General features: G+C 43.9%; 15 protein-coding genes. 12 read left to right on the top strand and 3 right to left on the bottom strand.

What is annotated here, in order from left to right; all coding sequences use genetic code 11:
- Nucleotides 1-50 precede the first annotated feature (50 nt).
- The 8 genes from BM358_RS05705 (at nucleotide 51) to mmsB (ending at nucleotide 8,741) form a co-directional block, all read left to right on the top strand.
- Entirely contained in the window at nucleotides 51-329 is a 279-nt protein-coding gene (locus tag BM358_RS05705; protein ID WP_049828517.1) for a DUF255 domain-containing protein, read from the top strand.
- A 155-nt stretch (nucleotides 330-484) separates the two neighbouring features.
- The gene (locus BM358_RS05700; RefSeq protein WP_028543166.1) at nucleotides 485-1,780 is read left to right on the top strand and encodes an FRG domain-containing protein; all 1,296 of its coding nucleotides are present in this window, start codon (nucleotides 485-487) and stop codon (nucleotides 1,778-1,780) included.
- Between the two features lie 137 nt (nucleotides 1,781-1,917).
- A complete protein-coding gene (locus BM358_RS05695; RefSeq protein WP_028543165.1) occupies nucleotides 1,918-2,508 on the top strand; it encodes a uridine kinase family protein in 591 nt (196 codons plus the stop codon).
- 274 nt (nucleotides 2,509-2,782) lie between these two features.
- Nucleotides 2,783-3,649, top strand: coding sequence for a Swt1 family HEPN domain-containing protein (locus BM358_RS05690; RefSeq protein ID WP_028543164.1), 867 nt, complete (start codon nucleotides 2,783-2,785; stop codon nucleotides 3,647-3,649).
- Nucleotides 3,650-4,167: 518 nt separating this feature from the next.
- Nucleotides 4,168-4,371 carry a helix-turn-helix domain-containing protein gene (locus BM358_RS05680; protein WP_019686344.1) on the top strand — a complete coding sequence of 68 codons (204 nt, stop codon included), beginning with the start codon at nucleotides 4,168-4,170 and terminating at the stop codon, nucleotides 4,369-4,371.
- A 554-nt stretch (nucleotides 4,372-4,925) separates the two neighbouring features.
- A complete protein-coding gene (chvE, locus tag BM358_RS05675) occupies nucleotides 4,926-6,011 on the top strand; it encodes a multiple monosaccharide ABC transporter substrate-binding protein (RefSeq protein ID WP_028543163.1) in 1,086 nt (361 codons plus the stop codon).
- A 32-nt stretch (nucleotides 6,012-6,043) separates the two neighbouring features.
- Nucleotides 6,044-7,594 carry a multiple monosaccharide ABC transporter ATP-binding protein gene (gene mmsA / locus BM358_RS05670; RefSeq protein WP_028543162.1) on the top strand — a complete coding sequence of 517 codons (1,551 nt, stop codon included), beginning with the start codon at nucleotides 6,044-6,046 and terminating at the stop codon, nucleotides 7,592-7,594.
- Nucleotides 7,578-8,741: a multiple monosaccharide ABC transporter permease gene (gene mmsB / locus BM358_RS05665; protein ID WP_023987351.1), complete on the top strand. Its 1,164-nt coding sequence runs from the start codon at nucleotides 7,578-7,580 to the stop codon at nucleotides 8,739-8,741. Before mmsA ends, mmsB begins: the two co-directional genes overlap by 17 nt.
- 187 nt (nucleotides 8,742-8,928) lie before the next feature.
- Here the strand turns inward: mmsB and BM358_RS05660 are convergent, their stop codons facing one another.
- Complete coding sequence (locus tag BM358_RS05660) at nucleotides 8,929-9,681, bottom strand: MBL fold metallo-hydrolase (RefSeq protein ID WP_028543161.1); 753 nt, start codon at nucleotides 9,679-9,681, stop codon at nucleotides 8,929-8,931.
- A gap of 158 nt (nucleotides 9,682-9,839) precedes the next feature.
- Between BM358_RS05660 and BM358_RS05655 the strand changes: the two genes are divergently transcribed.
- Nucleotides 9,840-10,265 (top strand): Lrp/AsnC family transcriptional regulator, encoded by a 426-nt coding sequence (locus BM358_RS05655; protein ID WP_023987353.1) that lies wholly within the window; start codon nucleotides 9,840-9,842, stop codon nucleotides 10,263-10,265.
- Between the two features lie 66 nt (nucleotides 10,266-10,331).
- Here the strand turns inward: BM358_RS05655 and BM358_RS05650 are convergent, their stop codons facing one another.
- Entirely contained in the window at nucleotides 10,332-10,808 is a 477-nt protein-coding gene (locus tag BM358_RS05650; protein WP_049828516.1) for a GNAT family N-acetyltransferase, read from the bottom strand.
- Between the two features lie 133 nt (nucleotides 10,809-10,941).
- On the opposite strand from BM358_RS05650, the gene BM358_RS05645 reads away from it, so the two are divergent.
- On the top strand, nucleotides 10,942-11,856 hold the full coding sequence (locus BM358_RS05645; RefSeq protein WP_023987355.1) for an EcsC family protein: 915 nt from the start codon (nucleotides 10,942-10,944) through the stop codon (nucleotides 11,854-11,856).
- A gap of 103 nt (nucleotides 11,857-11,959) precedes the next feature.
- Here BM358_RS05645 and BM358_RS05640 read toward each other — a convergent pair whose 3' ends face one another.
- Entirely contained in the window at nucleotides 11,960-13,228 is a 1,269-nt protein-coding gene (locus BM358_RS05640; RefSeq protein WP_028543159.1) for an MFS transporter, read from the bottom strand.
- A gap of 355 nt (nucleotides 13,229-13,583) precedes the next feature.
- Here BM358_RS05640 and BM358_RS05635 point away from each other — a divergent pair, with 355 nt between their 5' ends.
- Together BM358_RS05635 and BM358_RS05630 are read left to right on the top strand one after the other, a co-directional pair.
- The gene (locus tag BM358_RS05635) at nucleotides 13,584-15,575 is read left to right on the top strand and encodes a copper amine oxidase N-terminal domain-containing protein (RefSeq protein ID WP_028543158.1); all 1,992 of its coding nucleotides are present in this window, start codon (nucleotides 13,584-13,586) and stop codon (nucleotides 15,573-15,575) included.
- Between the two features lie 209 nt (nucleotides 15,576-15,784).
- The gene (locus BM358_RS05630; RefSeq protein WP_028543157.1) at nucleotides 15,785-17,554 is read left to right on the top strand and encodes an acid phosphatase; all 1,770 of its coding nucleotides are present in this window, start codon (nucleotides 15,785-15,787) and stop codon (nucleotides 17,552-17,554) included.
- Nucleotides 17,555-17,580 lie beyond the last annotated feature (26 nt).

Raw genomic sequence — 17,580 nt, 5'->3', positions numbered from 1 at the left:
TAAACTGAGCTTAAGCAATACTTTACCCAAATCCAACGAGGCGATGCTCCATGACAACTCAAAAAGTACCCGATAGATTAGCCAAGGAAAAGTCGCCGTATGTGCTGCAACATGCACATAACCCGGTGAACTGCTTCCCTTGGTCGGAGGAAGCTTTTGAAATCGCCAAGCGCGACAACAAGCCTGTCTTCTTATCCATTGAATACATCTATTTATTGACCCACACGTACTTGTCATTGATGGGACGTTTGCGTGAATCAATTATTCAAAAAAGTTTCTGTTGTGAAGGCAGGGATTTTTTTGTTTTTAACTATAGTTATCATTTGTAATATTATTCCATTTTATGATAGAATATAAACATGATTCAAAAGGACTATTCCAAATACGATGATTCGTTTAATTTATTATTTTCCTTGTTTTCACGAAGTTCGTAAATAAGACGTTATCTGAAAGACTCTATAATCACAAAACTAGGAGTGATAAAATGTATAATCTTTTTATTACTAGCCAAGATGACGCTTGGGAAAAAAATCATTATGAAATCGATAAAAGTAGATTTTTAGAGTATACAAACATGGATATCAGCGATGTTTTTAAAAATGCTAAACAAGATCAATTGGATGTACTTAAATCATTTCCTTGTTTGTTCACTTATGAGGGTTTTGAAGGATATTCCAAAGTTGGTTATTTAGAAAAAATCTCTGACAGGGGAAGAATGTATCTTATTGAGTATTCATTTGATGAAGAAATTCCATCTATAAAATCTTCGGATTTGGAAGATATAGCGTTGTTATTAGACATCAGAGGTTGGGAGATTAATCGAACTCATTGGGCAATCAAAGATGAAGATTTATTAACACGTCTAAGTGAAGCAAACCTTATTAAGATCGAAGTAGATAAGAATGATACTGTTCTACCTGATCCAGTAGAATCAGATAGCTTAGTAGTAGAATCAGTAAAATCATATATTGAAGAAATTTTTAAGCTAAGCAATGATCAAGACAATGATACTTTTTATAGAGGGCATTCAGATAAAAAAGAATACAAACTTGTGCCCTCTCTTTTTAGGAAAGATAAAGCTGGGAATTACAAATTTCTTGATAACGAAAATGTAATGTTTAATGAAATGATATTATCTAATTCTTCTGATTTTTCAATGGATACGAGTACTTTGGATAAGTTAGTAAGAATGCAACATTATTCACTGCCAACACGCTTGCTAGATATAACATCTAATCCACTTATCGCTTTGTATTTTGCATGTTCTTCAGCTAGCAACATGAAAGTTGAGGGTGAAGTTATTATTTTCAAAGTAAAGAAGAGTCATATTAAATACTTTGATTCTGATAAAGCGAGTTGTATTTCAAATCTAGCGAAATTATCGAAAGATGATAAAGAAAACATTATATTTGAGGCTGATGTGGAGGAATTTAACAAGCAACAAATTGTTGGTAGATTACTTCATTACATCATGGAAGAGAAGCCGTTTTTTCAGCCTAGAATAGTGTCAACAGACTTACAAGATATCTTGTGTATTAAAAGTAAGCGAGCCAATAGTAGAATACACTCACAATCAGGAGCATTTTTGCTTTTTGGTCATGAAGCAGTTATGAATGAAGAAGGAACCGAAGATATTACAGTAAAAAGAATAACTATTGTAAATAAGCAAAAGATTTTAAATGAACTTGATGCATTAAATATTAATGATAGTACAGTCTTTCCTTATATCGAGAATACAGCAAAGTATATAGCGAAGAAATTTGAATTCATAAGCGAATAATTCGAACAGTCCTTCAGATAACATATTATTCACGCTGCGGTCATACGCCCTTGGTTCGGCAGGAGCCGAACACCCGACATGCGTCGGGTCGTGAATACAGTAACGTTATCCGCAAACCTGGAGAATGGAGAAAAAACATGGAAATCTTTCAAATAAATCAAATGATTGAAGCAATTAAGAAGAAACCAAAAACACACAATAGCTTTATTATTGGTATTGATGGATGTGGAGGTTCCGGTAAGAGCACATTAGCAGAAAGATTAAAGGAGACGTTTACTGAGAATGTTTTTGTAGTACATATGGATGATTTTTACTTGCCATCAGAACAAAGAAAACATATAGAAAACACAGATGATATTGGTAAAGATTTCGATTGGAAGAGATTATTAAATCAAGTGATACTGCCTTTAAGTAAAGGTTTATTAGGAAAGTATCAAAGATATGATTGGAATACTGATACATTAACGGAATGGAATACAGTTTCAGGTGGCTCAATTGTAATCATTGAAGGAGTATATACTTTAAGAACCGAGCTATTTAGATACTATGACTATACTATCTGGGTTGATACACCCAACAAAATAAGGTTACAAAGAGGTATCGACAGAGATGGTGAGAATATGCGTACTATGTGGGAAGATACATGGATGCCTGCAGAAGAACAATATGTAAAGATACAGAAACCTTATGAAAGAGCTAATATTATAATTGATGGATCAGGACAATAGAGAAGAGGTAAATCTGATAGATTGAAAGTAATTTTTCAGTGAATTCGAAGAGGTCCTGGTCAGCGTATAACACGGTGTTCCCACTGCGGCTCCTACGGAGCCTTGGTCTGCAAGAGGGATTTCGAGGAAGCATATTCAGCAGACACACCTGCACCACCTAACCGCATCGCGGCCGGTCCTACGGACCTTAAGGTGGTGAGGCGTCGGGAACACAACAACGTTAAGCGAAACTTCTTAAGATTAGAGAAAATATTTCAAACTAAAGGGGAAAAATATGTCTGAATTTACTTATGAATTGCCGTTTTCAAATGAAAAACTTTTACAAGGTATATTAATTGAACTGAAAAGAACAAATAAAAATGAGATAATACCTTCTCTAAAAGCATCAAAAATTTCAATTGACGATCTAGGGACTTCATATTATGTGGATCGGAGTGGAAGATGGAACGCTAGGGGAGTGAAGGTCAAATTTTATGTTAATCCAAATTCAATTGAGGCATTGTCGAAAGACGAATATCGAGGCATAATTTTTGAAATATGCTCCAATTTGATTCCTGGAGAAGTTGGATATGACATTAAAGAAATAGCTTTTGTACCAGATCTTAATATAGATATTGATTCTCACGAAGATATTATAGTTGAGCTAGAAAATCAAATTAACGAGTCTACATCAGATATTCTTCCTAGAATTCTTCCAGCAGAGATTCGTGATAAAGGTAGAGAAATGGCTGAACTTTATACTTTCTTATACTCTATAGAAAATTCACTGCGTATTTTTTTCGAAATTGTTGCAACTGAAAAGTATGGTACTGATTATATAAATAAAGTATCAATACCTAGATCCTTAGAAAAAACAGTTAGCAGTAGAAAGGAAAGTGCAGCAAATAAAAAATGGTTAAGCATAAGAGGAGATTCGGATCTATTTTATTTGGATTTCAAGGACATAGGCACATTAATAAACAACAACTGGACATTGTTTGAAAAGTATTTTCCAACTCAAAATTTTATTCTATCAAAACTTGATGAAATGGCCGATATTAGAAATTTAATTGCCCATAATAGCTATGTTAGTAAAGTTGAAAGAGAATTAGTTAGGACGTACTATAATTCTATTCTAAAACAAATTGATTCAAAATTTTGATTAATAATAGTTTAATAGTAACTCTAGAAGTCAGAATCGTCGTTTAACAACATGTTCACGCTTTGGGCCATTCGGCCCTCGGTTCGCTCTAAGCTTCTTCGGGGAAGCGGAATCAGGCGGACACACCTGCGAGGCTAACTGAGCAAGCGCAACCGGCCACTTTGTGGCCTTAAGCCTGCCTCTCGGCATCGTGAACACACAAACGTTATACGACAGAATCAAAAGAAAAAAGAGCCGATAGGCTCTCAATCTAAAGATAAATCTAATTCGTTATGTAGATGAACAGCATCTTTAAAACCTTGCAAATAGATTTCACGCTCTAAAATAGCTTGAACAGAAAGGTCTGCGTCATCAAAAAGGAATAGAGTCTTTTGTATATCCTCTGTTAGTAGTTCATGTAACTGCTTGAAGTAAAGATTTCGTTCGGATGAGAACTGGTTGTAGCTGGAGTTGTTTTTGATAAAAATATACTTTTATATAATTAAAGAAAATTCACTTATGTGTGAAAGGAATAACAGATGATTAGTTACAAACCTTTTCAAAAATTATTGATCGACAGGGAAATTAAGAAGCAAGACTTACTTAAAATGACGGGGATTTCGTCTGCTACAATGGCGAAGCTCAATACGAATGAATATGTGTCATTAGAAGTGATTGATAAATTATGTACGGCTTTAGGTTGTCAACCAGGAGATTTATTGGAACACATAGCAGAGCAATGACAGATCAAGATCAAGGAAGAATTTTGGTTGATCGAAGAAGTGATTCCGTCGTATAACATAAATATTCAAGCTGTGGCTCCGTTGGAGCCTGGGTCTGCTATATAGTCTTTTTATCTAATAGGATTAGCTGGCGTTTATTTAACCCACACGTACCTATCATTGGTGAATTGTCAATAAAAGTGTGAACTCTTTAGATAGACCATTTAATGATTCAACAAATTGAGACTTTGCCAATCGTAAGAAGGCTAAGTCTTTTTTTCATTTTCAAAATATATGACCGCTCTCCCGACAATCTCCATTCTCCTTAAATCCAATCCCGTCCCTTCCTTCACCCACACAAAGGTTAAAATTTTATAAAAAAAGTTCAAAACCTGCAAAGACCTTTCCCGGCCTGGAATGATACCATGTGTTTGCACATAAAAAAGGAGAGGTGATCATTGCCTCAATTATGTAAGCGCTATCCCATCTCATTTTCTATTCAGCACTAACCTGAGGATTTGCAAAATCCTTACCTTCAAATTGACCCGCATCACATGAGGAAAGGGGAACTTCATATGAAAAAAGGAGCTGTTGTCGTATGGCTTCTGGTTTTGGCCCTGATGCTTTCGGCCTGTAATTTGGCGGAGAGTGGAACGGGCAGCAAGGAAAAAGGCTACGTGGGCATTTCCATGCCGACCAAATCGTCCGAGCGTTGGGTAGGGGACGGAGAGAATATGGTCCGGTTGTTTCAGGAGCAAGGCTATAAAACGGATTTACAGTACGCCGAGGACGTGGTTGAAAACCAAATCTCCCAAATCGAAAATATGATCACCAAGGGCGTCAATGTTATGGTGATCGCTTCGGTCGACGGAAACACGCTGACGGATGTGATTCAGAAGGCACACGACCGAGGCATCCAGGTTATTTCTTACGACCGTCTGATTCGCAACACACCGTATCTGACGTATTATGCGACCTTCGATAACTTTAAGGTGGGCGTGCTACAGGCGGCATATATTGAGAAAAAGCTGGGACTCAAGGAAGGCAAAGGCCCTTTCAATATCGAGCTGTTCGGTGGTTCACCGGATGACAATAACGCTTATTTCTTCTTTAATGGTGCGATGTCTGTACTTAAACCGTACGTGGATTCCGGCAAACTGGTCGTGCGCAGCAAGCAGATGACGATGGCGCAGATCGCTACACTGCGGTGGGACGGAGCTTTGGCCCAGTCGAGAATGGATAATCTGCTGAGTGCGTACTATTCGGGGGCTAATCTGGACGCGGTACTATCCCCGTATGATGGAATTAGTATCGGTATCATTTCATCCCTAAAAGGGGTCGGATATGGATCAGCGAACAAGCCGCTGCCGATCATTACAGGGCAGGATGCGGAGCTGGCTTCCATCAAGTCGATTGTGTCTGGGGAGCAGACGCAAACTGTATTTAAGGATACTCGCAAGCTGGCTGAGCAAACGGTCGTGATGGCCAACAGCATTTTACAGGGCAAACAAGCGGAAGTGAATGACACCGAATCATATAACAACGGTAAAAAGGTCATTCCTGCTTACTTGCTTGATCCGATCTCGGTGGATCGGACGAATGTGGAAAAGGATATTGTCGGCAGTCACTATTACACCAAAGAGCAAATCGGACTGAAATAAGAGTAAGAATCCAACCGAAAGGAGCGTATCCCATGACTGGAATCATTTTGGAAATGAAGGGAATTACCAAAACCTTTCCCGGCGTGAAGGCATTGGAAAATGTAAATCTCAAGGTCAAGGAAGGCGAAATCCATTCCCTGTGCGGTGAGAACGGTGCGGGTAAATCGACGCTGATGAAGGTACTGAGCGGTGTATATCCGCATGGAACCTATGAAGGGGATATTGTTTTCCAGGGCAAAACATGTGAGTTCAAGGATATCAAGCAGAGCGAGGAATTGGGCATTGTCATTATCCATCAGGAGCTGGCGCTGATCCCGTATCTCTCGATTGCGGAAAATATTTATCTGGGCAACGAACGCGCCAGTGGCGGCGTGATTGATTGGAAAGAGACTTTTGTAGGGACACGCGAGCTACTGTCCAAGGTCGGTTTGAGTGAAAATCCCAATACATTAGTTACGAACATCGGGGTCGGGAAGCAACAACTAGTTGAAATTGCGAAAGCGCTCTCAAAAAAGGTGAAGCTGCTTATTCTCGATGAACCGACAGCGGCGTTGAATGAGGATGATAGTGAAAATCTGCTTAATTTGATGCTGGAATTTAAAAAACAGGGCATTTCCTGCATCCTGATCTCCCATAAGCTGAATGAGGTCGCGAAGGTGTCAGATTCGATCACGATTTTGCGGGACGGAAAGACGATTGAGACACTGGATATGAAAAAGGATGAGGTTACGGAGGATCGGATCATTAGCGGGATGGTTGGACGTGATCTGACCAGTCGTTATCCAGAGCGCCATGCCGAGATTGGCAAAGTCGTGTTGGAAGTGAAGGATTGGACGGTGTATCACGAGCATCATGCAGACCGCAAGGTGCTGGATCAGGTGAATTTGAACATCCGGCGTGGTGAAATTGTCGGTATTGCCGGGCTGATGGGGGCGGGACGGACCGAGCTGGCGATGAGTATTTTTGGCAAGTCGTACGGACGCAACATTTCCGGTCAGCTGATTAAAGACGACAAGCCGATCCAGAACAACACAGTTACAGACGCGATCAACAACGGCTTTGCCTATGTGACAGAGGATCGCAAGGAGTATGGCCTCATTCTGATGGATGATATCAAGCGTAATATTTCGCTGACTGGCCTGAACAAGCTGACGAAGGGCGCTGTCGTCAATGAGCAGGAGGAAGTCGTCGTTGCAGAGGAAATGAAAAAAAGCATGAACATCAAAGCGCCGAGCATTTTACAGAAAACGGGTAATCTGAGTGGCGGCAATCAGCAGAAGGTGGTGCTGAGCAAATGGATTTTCGCCGGGCCGGATATTCTGATTCTGGATGAGCCGACACGCGGCATTGATGTGGGCGCCAAATATGAAATTTATACGATTATTCATCGACTTGCCGCTGAAGGCAAGGGAGTGCTGGTCATTTCGTCCGAGCTGCCAGAGGTACTAGGCTTGTGTGACCGGATTTATGTCATGAATGCTGGGCGGATCACTGGAGAGGTTAGCCGTGAGGACGCGTCGCAGGAAACGTTGATGAGATATATGACCAAGTCAGGAGGCGTGAAGCATGGAAACCATAACTAAACTATTTAAAAATAACATCCGCCAATATGGCATGATGATTGCGCTGGTCGTCATTATGATTTTGTTCGAGGTACTGACAGGCGGCCTGCTGTTGAAGCCGATTAATATTACAAATCTGATTCTGCAAAACAGCTATATTCTCGTACTGGCTATCGGGATGGTGCTGGTCATCATCACTGGACATATTGATCTGTCCGTCGGCTCCATAGCCGCTTTTGTCGGTGCGGTTGCCGCCATAATGATGGTCGACTGGCAGCTTCCAGCATGGATCGCTGTGATTGCATCCTTGCTGGTCGGGGCGTTAATCGGCGCATGGCAAGGGTTCTGGGTCGCTTATGTACGGATTCCGGCATTTATCGTTACATTGGCGGGAATGCTGCTCTTTCGCGGATTGACAATGATCGTGCTGGAAGGCCAATCTATCTCTCCATTTCCGGGGGGATTCCAGAAAATCAGTTCAGGCTTCCTGCCGGATTTTTCATCTACCGGGTATAACCTGGTATCCATCATTGTCGGTATTGCACTCACGGTATGGTTTATCGTGAACGAACTTCGCGAACGCCGTTCTCAGCTTAAATATGGATTCGAGGTTCCGTCACAGACTTTATTTGTACTCAAGTTGATTGTGGTAGCTGCGGTTATCAATCTGTTCACCTTCATGCTCGCGAGCTACGCGGGGATACCTAACATTCTCGTGCTGCTGTTCATACTGATCGTTGTATACTCCTTCGTCATGAACCGCACGATTATGGGCCGTCATGTGTATGCGTTGGGTGGAAATGAAAAGGCAGCGGGTCTGTCCGGTGTCAAAACGAAAAAAGTAACGTTCTGGGTATTCGTCAACATGGGCGTGCTGGCCGCCATTTCCGGTCTGATCTTTGCTGCACGTCTGAACGCGGCTACGCCGAGAGCAGGTACGAACTTTGAGCTGGATGCCATCGCAGCTTGCTTTATCGGCGGTGCTTCGGCATCCGGCGGGATCGGAACCGTTTTTGGAGCCATTATCGGTGGTTTGGTCATGGGCGTACTGAATAACGGCATGTCTCTGATTGGTCTGGGTATTGACTGGCAGCAAGGTATCAAGGGCTTGGTGCTGCTGCTGGCAGTTGCCTTCGATATTTACAACAAAAACAAAAGATCAGCTTAAGCTCAGATTCGATATCGTAAAACAAGACACCTCCAGTCCCACTTGAAATGTGGATGCTGGAGGTTTTCTTGCTTGTTGGGTTTTGTGGCTATCAGCCAACGAAACTAAGTCGTGACCATTTGACCGCCGTTTATATGCAGCGTTTGGCCTGGAATGTAGGAACCGTCATCAGATGCCAGAACACATATTATCCCGAAACCGTTGCTCCATCTGCCGGAATATGGACGCGTCCCTCCAAACCTTCACGGTTGATGTGTTCTGTAAGCTCAGAGCGAGTTAGTAGACAATGGTTGATTGCCTCCATGTGGACAGCCACGATTTGTGTATAAGTGGCATACTGCGCAACAGCTGTTACATCTTGGGCAGTCATAATAATAGGATCACCTACCGTAAACCGTGCTCCTCCAGCGTTCACAATTGTCCACTCAGGACGGTATTTATCCAGTGCTTCCGCGACTTCACTGCACCAGATCGTATCCCCGGCCAAATAGACGACAGGTTCACCTGGAGCCTGAAACACAAAGCCGGATACGGGTCCCATCTGTTCCCCGATTTCTCCGGTGCCGTGATGCCCGGCTGTACGGATAATCTCAATTTCTCCCACAGAACCAGCTACCCAAATCGGAGTAACCTGTGTAAAACCGTCAGCAGCGATCTGTTCTTCATTTCCGGGCTGGCAGAAGACGGGAATTTGTTTGTCCAACCAGTGTACTGCTGCCGGGTCCCAATGATCCGGATGTAAATGTGTGACGATCACAACGTCAGGCTGTCCGAGTGCCTGCCATTGCGGCGGCAAGGGAACCAGCGGATTACGGCGGGCATTTTCCGTATTGGGAACTGGCGGATTTGCGCCAGCATCGCTTAACATCGGATCAATCAGAAATTTTACTCCAGCGTATTCCAGCCATAAGGTTGCGTTACGGATTAGTGTGATTTTCATATATGGAAGCTCCTTTGGTAGTGAATGTTTTTGGACCAAGTGTATTTTCGGTGGTTCTTTGTTTCTGTTACAATCATATCTGACGCAATGAGCTACAGGCTACAGCTTGCTGAAAGGAAAACCAGCATTCTCGTTTCATCATGAAAGGAAAAATAACTATGGAACTATTCGTACCTGATGACACCGATCTGCGCATTCTTCATCATTTAATTGAAGACAGCTCTTTATCGAACAAGGAGATTGGTCAGCTTGTTCATTTGACGGGCCAAGCCGTAGGGGCACGTGTTCGAAAAATGCAGGATGCGGGCATTATCGAGGGTTATACGCTGCGCTGGAACCCTGAAAAAATTGGACAGACGATTCATGCCTTTATTACGGTTTTTTTGAATTCAGGAACGACTCACAGTGCTTTCCAGGCTTTTGCACGGGAGCATCCCTATATTGTCGAAATCCATCGGGTGAGTGGGGAAGGCTGTTATTGGATGCGCTTGCGCATGTCATCACAGGCAGAGTTAAATACCATGCTGGATGAGCTTACGAAGTTTGGTAATTACAAATTGAGTTTTTCCATTGGTGAGATTTAACGATAAAAGCTTTCGGCGTTTGTGCCGAAAGCTTTTTTATGTGGGCGAGGGCTATCGAGGTCAACGTTATAGGCTCATTTTAAAAATATGCTGCAAGCCGTGTTGTCCCATTTTAGTGTTGCCTTCATCGATAAAGCCGCATTTGCGATACAGATTTTGGGCAGGCAGATTACGGGCATTGACGCCCAGTACAATCTCGCGAATATGTGGGAAGTGTCTGGCGATGAACTGTGGTAGTAGAAGCAGCCCTTTTTTAGCGAATCCTTGTCCCTGATCTGCGTAATGAATAGAGAACGCGCGCAGCAGCAGTGCCTCAGAAATATTCGTATAGTCCGCTAATTCATCCCCATCGTATAAAATGAAAAATCCAACGGGTGTTCTAGTAGCCGTAATCACGACAGGATGGCGGTGCGGATCTTCCTTGGCCAGTGTCAACATTTCATCCGGCATTCCAGTAAACTGCTTCTGCTCCTCAGGTAAGTAGAAGGTATGTAAAATGGCATCATGCCCACAATGGTAAGGGACAAGCTCTACATTATTCATCATTACACTCCGATCTGTACGGATTTTTAACTTACTATATCATCTAGTTTGCTAAAAAAAGAAACCTGAACTCGCCTTGCTTACGTATTACCCATACATAAACTAGCATAGTCAAAAGGAGACGTCTACGGTTATGAAGCAGCTTGCAGAATATCGGGAAAGCCAGGACGTATTGCGTCATGAGCTGAAGAATATTGAAAAATGGGAAAAGGAACAGAAGGACATTTTTTTCTGGGAAAAAATCGGCAGATGGCCTTTTATGCTGCTGGATCGGCTGACGCCCAAAATCATTAAAGACAAGCTAGAGCAACTGCTTAATGAGATGGGCAGTTTCATTCAGAACGGCGGCAAATATTTGGTGAAGGAAGAAACGGTTCTGAACAGGCTGAAAAAGACGGCCCATGAACATGTAATTCAGCAAAATGGCACAGATTCCGTGTCGGATACGCAGGACCTGCCTCGTGCCGGGGAAAACGCTGATTCGGAACATAGTGCCGAACCTATGTGGGAGTTGAAGCAGGCGGCTGAGCTCCCGCTAACAATCATGGATCGGACTGCTGACGAGATGACGGCGGGTCGCATTACCTTTGCCACCGCTCAGGGAGCAACAACGGGGATTGGGGGTGTGTTTACGATTGCGGCGGATATTCCTCTTTTGCTCGGCTTGTCACTCAAAGTGCTTCAGGAAATAGCCTTGTGTTATGGCTTTAATCCCCATGATAAGCAGGAACGCATTTTTATTATTAAATGTATGCAATTTGCTTCATCTGATATTGTGGGTAAAAAGGCTGTATTAGAGGAGTTGGCTTTGTTCGATGATCCTTCACGTCAGGCACAGGTTTTTTCCCAGATGCAGGGATGGAGAGAGGTCATTAACACCTATCGTGATCAGTTTGGATGGAAAAAGCTGCTTCAAATGGTCCCGATTGCGGGCATTTTGTTCGGCTCCATCGCGAATCGAAGCGCTATTAGTGACGTAGCAGAAGCAGGGAAAATGTTGTATCGGAAGCGTCGTATTTTGATGCGTTTGGCAGAAGTAGAGAACTGATTGCAACACTTAGGCGTAAAAGGGGATATTTTTTTCGTGAGGAAACACGTGAGTTGGCTATAAAGTTGTGCAGCGGCCAAGATGGCCGCCACACGTTTGCCTGTTACACTTCGGCTCCATTTTCTTCCGCCCAGCGGTTCAGGGTTTTATCTGTAGGAAGCAGGAAGGTTAAGATGCCGAGCAGTGGCAAAAAGCCACACAAGAACATGATGTGGGTGATGCCTACTTTGTCGATCCAGTTGCCGAGTACGAGTGCGCCTACACCGCCAAGGCCAAAAGCCAGGCCCGTAATGAGACCGGACACGGTCCCGATTTTGCCGGGCACAAGCATCTGTGCATATACAACTGTGACCGAAAAGCTAGACAGCATAATAAACCCGATAATTGCTAGCAGGATCGCCGTCCAGAATTGGTTGGCATAAGGTAGTGCCAGCGCGAGTGGTGCAGCTAATACCATGGACAGAAAAATCATATTGCGTTTACCAAAACGGTCCGCGAGCGGACCGCCAAAGAAGGTGCCCAGCGCTCCAGCCCCGAGGAACAGGAAAATGTAAAGCTGTGCATCAGCCAATGGCATTTTAAATACTTCCATCAGGTAAAACGAATAGTAGCTTCCGACCGAGGTCGAGTACCACGAACGGACGAATACCAGTAGAATGAGGACAATCATGGCAAACATAACGCGGTTACGCACTTCGGGCTTCATGCGGCGTGCCACCGCTTTTTTGCGTGCAACGCCTTCTGTACGTAGGACGTTACCGTACCAGCGGGCGATGAACGATTGCACAACAATTCCTGCTGCCGCAATACCTGTGAACCAGATCGCACCGAATTGTCCTAACGGGATAAAAATCCAGCTCGTGAGCATCGGCGCCAGCGATTGGCCCGCATTGCCGCCAACTTGAAAAATGGATTGTGCCAATCCCCGACGCGGCCCGGCCGCCATATGGGATACGCGCGAGCCTTCAGGGTGAAAGGCAGCCGAGCCCAGACCCACAAAGATGACTGCGATCAGCACCGCTTTATAATCGGCAGCATAGGCGAGCAGCAGCATGCCAGTCAGCGTAAAGCCCATACCGATGGGAAGAATAGCTGGCGTAGGTCGTTTGTCCGAAAACAAGCCAATCACGGGCTGCATGATTGAAGCTGTAAAATTGATCGCGAATGAAATCCAGCCGATCTGCGTGTAGCTCAGGCTCATAGATTCCTTTAAGATCGGAAAGATCGCTGGAATGACCGATTGAATCGAGTCATTGAACAGATGGACGAAACTGATCGCAATCAGAATCGCAAAAACGGTGCTTTTCGCTTGCGGCCCCGGGAGGGGAAGCGATTGGCCCGTTTCATTTTTTGTAGCAGATTTACTAGTCATGGCAACCTCCGAATATGTATGTATATTTTAAGATATAGGAAGCGATCCGTTTGCAGCAAATGGCTGAAAGTGGGGTAAAGTCCCCCTTTACTCATCGCTGCTTGCCCATTCTGCTGGATACTCTTTATTACTCGATTTAGTTGGTTTCTAAAATGGTACATCGAAATTCAAACGTTTATCATCCTCAAAACCGATATATATGTGAGTATTTTGCATAAGTCCCAAGAGCGCTTTTCAAATCAGCAAAATAGAGATCGAAGTGATCCAGTTCGTCTATATATTATATTTTTGAGCGTTGGGAATGGAATTATGCAAAATACTGATATGGAAATATAGATAGAAAAGGGGAACCACGATGAGAAAAGCAGCGAAGATTTTGCTGGCAGTATCCATGGTATGTGGAGCGGTGGTGGGAACTACGTTAAACACTGGAGAAACAGCAGTAGCGGCAAATGTAACGACGAACAACACTTGGAAAAATGCTAAAATTATAGACGTGATCGACCGGAATAACTACATACTGGATGACGGTTCTTTATGGAGAAAGAGTATAGATGGCCCGGTTATTGAGAAATTGAATTTGAAAGGCATTACAGGCAGCAAAAACGAGAGCCAAGGTTATTATGGCTGGACTGAGGACGGGAAGGTAGCCATCTGGGATGATAACTCCGACCCAAAAGTGACGGCTCAATCCTCAGGAGTTAAAGAAATTACAGGTGAGGGTTTGGCTATTAAAACCGATGGGACGATCTCCTGGGGAAGAGAACAGGTTGAGGGAATATCGGATGCTATAGATGGTGATAAGGTAAGTACCTATTTTACGGTTCTTACTCGATCCGGTGATGTATGGTATTCCACAGGGTACGCAGAATCTAAGCCCCGCAAGATAGGTCATGTAGATGGTGCGCTTGATATCAAAATGAGTACGGCGTATGCTGCAGTACTTAAGGAAGATGGCCATGTCACGATGCTGGATATGCTGACCAATGAACCACCGCGCGAAGTGGGAAGTGATATTGCTTCAATTTTATGGAAAAAAGGTACACATGTCTTGATTACTGTACATCATGACGGGACTGTATGGAGCTATGACCGAATGAAGAAATATCCAGCTGTGCAGCTTAGCGGGTTATCTAATGTTGCACGGTTGGTTGATTCGCCTGACGAGCTTTTTGCACAATTAAAGGATGGCTCTTGGGTCGGCTATAAGGACGGAATCACGACTGCGCTGAGCTTGCCTACATTAACGGGTATGTCCTTGTTGACGACCTCCAAAGAGGCTGCCATCGGCGATACGATTCAATTAAATGTACAAGAGACGTATTCGAACGGTTATCGACTAACACGTCATCCCGAAGCTAGTGAGATTGAAGTGGAGAAACCGCAGGTTGCCGAGCTACAGCAGAATGGTTCCGGTACACTCAAAGTAAGGGGCATTGGAAGCACATCCGTAGCTCTGCGGACCGAAGGAATACCATCTTCTTTTACACTAAAGGTATCGTCCGATCAAACCTTGACCGGGGCGGCTATACTGAACGGCAATGTGTATTTACCTGTGCAGTCTGTGTTCAAGACGCTGGGTGGATCTGTTACCGTGGCGAACCAGACCTTTACGATCAAGCTGGGTAAAAACAATATCGTACTCCAAAAAGGGAGCTCCACCGCGATGGTGAATGGTAAACCTGTTGCACTGAAGGGCAAGGTTCAAACGGTTAACGGACAGGTTGTATTCCCGGGAACATTACTGACCGATCTGAAGTTGGGCGGATTCAAATGGAATCGTGACCGCCAGCAAGGAGAATTATCTGTGGGCGCTACCAAGCTGGTCATTGAGACGCCAGAAACGGCAAAAATTATCAGAGCCATTGATCTGGGTAGTCTGTCCAAATTAATTGGCAAAACCTATTGGGTCAATAACTTCTATAGCGCTGGAGAGCGATTTGGCAAGGTAACAGTTAAAGATATCGAAGTCAGCACGGATCCGAACGGTGTTAAATCTTACGAAGTTATTTTCCAGGGGGCCAATGGCGAAACTTATGACACGTATTCCATCATCGGAGCTTCACGCATTCCACAAATGCTGTCTGATTCCGATCAATTTCTGACTTACGATCCGTACAAGAAATACCAATGGTCGCAAGCCATCTGGAACAAGATTAAAAATAATGAGGTAAGCTTGGGCATGAATACGACGCAGGTGCAGTTCGCATGGGGAAACCCAACAGTCAGAGAAAAGGGGGCTGCTTCAAACGGAACTCAAGTCGAAGCCTGGGTATACGGCAACCGTAGTCTTTATTTCAAGGCGGTAGCTTTCGTGAATGGCAAAGTCATAGAAGTATGGCTGTAGGGTAGCTGGTTTTCTATAACGGTTTGAACAAGGTATCTCCAGAGTCGTATATACGGCTCTTGGGATGCCTTTTTTTCATTTAACAAAACTAAGCTCTTTATTTAACAAACTTAAGATATGATTCTTTATGTCATACATCTTTTTATATAGATAATAGCTTCGTAGAGAAAGTATGAAGAGCACAAGAGAAGAGAGGATCTGATTTGAGAATGAAATCGCTAAGGAAACCACTATCAGTTGCATTACTATCTTTACCATTACTTCTAGGTTCCCTGGGTGGAAGTTATGCGAGTGCGGCAACCCTACCAACAACGGTAACTCCAACAGAACCGTCGTGGGGATATTTCGTAGATCATTATAAAAATAATAGTTCTGTAAATAAGACGGAAAGCTCTAATCCAACCCTCGGGTTGCTCTCCGAATTTAATAAGCTTTGGACTCCCGGCGCTACCTGGGATACAGGTACCAAGCTAAACAGCAGCGTGCTGGACGCTAATATTCAAAAAGTGATTGATATAGCTGCCCGGCGCACTTCCAGTGAGGCCGATGCGGCTTATTTGGATGATCGCAGAAACCAGAGCTACAGTGTGATCGACGGTCTGGGTTCGCTCACTGATGTATATCGAAAGAATGCAGGTGCCACGACAACGATCAACGACATTCCGGCAGATGCCCTGACTAAGAAATACGAAGATGAGGGAACGAATGCAGGGAGTACAAGCTCCAATCTCGGTAACATCGTAAATCTGGTAAATACCTTGCGCGGGGAATACTCTACGACGAACCCGGTTAAGTCTTACTTTAGCTATCCTCGTCCGTTTCGCTGGAGCGATAACTCAGTGGTTGTTCCGAGCCTTATTCCTGCTCTCAAAGCTGATGCTACTAGCGATGGCGGCTTTCCTAGCGGTCATACCAATGCTGCGTATCTCAGTTCTATTGCTATGGCCTATGCCGTGCCGGAGCGTTATCAGGAACTGCTGACACGAGCTTCGGAGCTGGGCAATAACCGTGTTGTTGCCGGTATGCACTCCCCGCTTGATGTTATGGGAGGACGTGTCATGGCAACGGCGATGGCTGCTGCTATCCTGTCTGATCCGGCCAATAGCAGTTTGAAGAAAGCGGCTTATCAGGATGCTCGTAAACAACTGCTGTCTCAGAAAGGCACAGCTCCAGATCGATTCAGCAATTATGCCACAAACAAAAAAAATTATAATCAACGATTAACATACGGATTCAGTCAGGTTAATCCAACTACGACGCCAATGACAGTGCCTAAGGGAGCTGAGGTACTGTTGGAGACACGCTTGCCTTACCTGGATAGCACACAACGTCGTTGGGTTTTGGCTACTACAGGGATTCCTTCCGGCTATCCTGTACTTGATGATGCTGAGGGATGGGGACGATTGAACCTGTTTTCCGCCGCGGATGGCTACGGTGCTTTCACCAATAATGTTGCGGTAAATATGGACGCTTCCAAAGGCGGTTTCAATGCACTGGATCGCTGGCGCAACAATATCTCCGGCGTTGGAAAGCTGACTAAAAAGGGAACAGGTACGTTGAAGCTAATGGGCAACAATACGTATTCCGGCGGTACACAGATCGAACAAGGTACTCTGGAGGGAACTTCGGAAACGGCTTTCGGAAGTGGTGGAATTACGAATAACGGGGGAACTCTGCTTAAAAATGCTTCTGGAAAGCTGATTATTGGCGGAAATTACAGACAATCTGCCAAGGGAACACTTGAGCTTAACCTGCGCAGTAAAAATGATGTGCTCAAAATGAAGGGAACAGCCATACTCAACGGAAAATTACGTCTGAATTTTTCTAACAAATATGTACCGGCTAATGGTGCTACGATCTTAACTTATGGTAAACGGAATGGAGCATTTTCTTCGATTGAAACAGTAGGTTTACCAAGCAATTATAAAGTGAAGGTTATCTATACAGCTGACAGTGCTCAGTTGAAAGTCACTAAGTAAAACGTAATTAACTCTCTATACAACAA

Origin of the sequence: Paenibacillus sp. cl130 (genome assembly GCF_900116035.1) — a bacterium.
Classification (GTDB): Bacteria; Bacillota; Bacilli; order Paenibacillales; family Paenibacillaceae; genus Paenibacillus; species Paenibacillus polymyxa_B.
This window is presented reverse-complemented; position numbering and strand designations above follow the sequence as displayed.

Excerpts from the sequence above, each read along its gene's own strand:
- BM358_RS05705 (WP_049828517.1), top strand. The coding sequence starts at position 51 with ATGACAACTCAAAAAGTACCCGATAGATTAGCCAAGGAAAAGTCGCCG.
- BM358_RS05700 (WP_028543166.1), top strand. The coding sequence starts at position 485 with ATGTATAATCTTTTTATTACTAGCCAAGATGACGCTTGGGAAAAAAAT.
- BM358_RS05695 (WP_028543165.1), top strand. The coding sequence starts at position 1,918 with ATGGAAATCTTTCAAATAAATCAAATGATTGAAGCAATTAAGAAGAAA.
- BM358_RS05690 (WP_028543164.1), top strand. The coding sequence starts at position 2,783 with ATGTCTGAATTTACTTATGAATTGCCGTTTTCAAATGAAAAACTTTTA.
- BM358_RS05680 (WP_019686344.1), top strand. The coding sequence starts at position 4,168 with ATGATTAGTTACAAACCTTTTCAAAAATTATTGATCGACAGGGAAATT.
- chvE (WP_028543163.1), top strand. The coding sequence starts at position 4,926 with ATGAAAAAAGGAGCTGTTGTCGTATGGCTTCTGGTTTTGGCCCTGATG.
- mmsA (WP_028543162.1), top strand. The coding sequence starts at position 6,044 with ATGACTGGAATCATTTTGGAAATGAAGGGAATTACCAAAACCTTTCCC.
- mmsB (WP_023987351.1), top strand. The coding sequence starts at position 7,578 with ATGGAAACCATAACTAAACTATTTAAAAATAACATCCGCCAATATGGC.
- BM358_RS05660 (WP_028543161.1), bottom strand. The coding sequence starts at position 9,681 with ATGAAAATCACACTAATCCGTAACGCAACCTTATGGCTGGAATACGCT.
- BM358_RS05655 (WP_023987353.1), top strand. The coding sequence starts at position 9,840 with ATGGAACTATTCGTACCTGATGACACCGATCTGCGCATTCTTCATCAT.
- BM358_RS05650 (WP_049828516.1), bottom strand. The coding sequence starts at position 10,808 with ATGAATAATGTAGAGCTTGTCCCTTACCATTGTGGGCATGATGCCATT.
- BM358_RS05645 (WP_023987355.1), top strand. The coding sequence starts at position 10,942 with ATGAAGCAGCTTGCAGAATATCGGGAAAGCCAGGACGTATTGCGTCAT.
- BM358_RS05640 (WP_028543159.1), bottom strand. The coding sequence starts at position 13,228 with ATGACTAGTAAATCTGCTACAAAAAATGAAACGGGCCAATCGCTTCCC.
- BM358_RS05635 (WP_028543158.1), top strand. The coding sequence starts at position 13,584 with ATGAGAAAAGCAGCGAAGATTTTGCTGGCAGTATCCATGGTATGTGGA.
- BM358_RS05630 (WP_028543157.1), top strand. The coding sequence starts at position 15,785 with ATGAAATCGCTAAGGAAACCACTATCAGTTGCATTACTATCTTTACCA.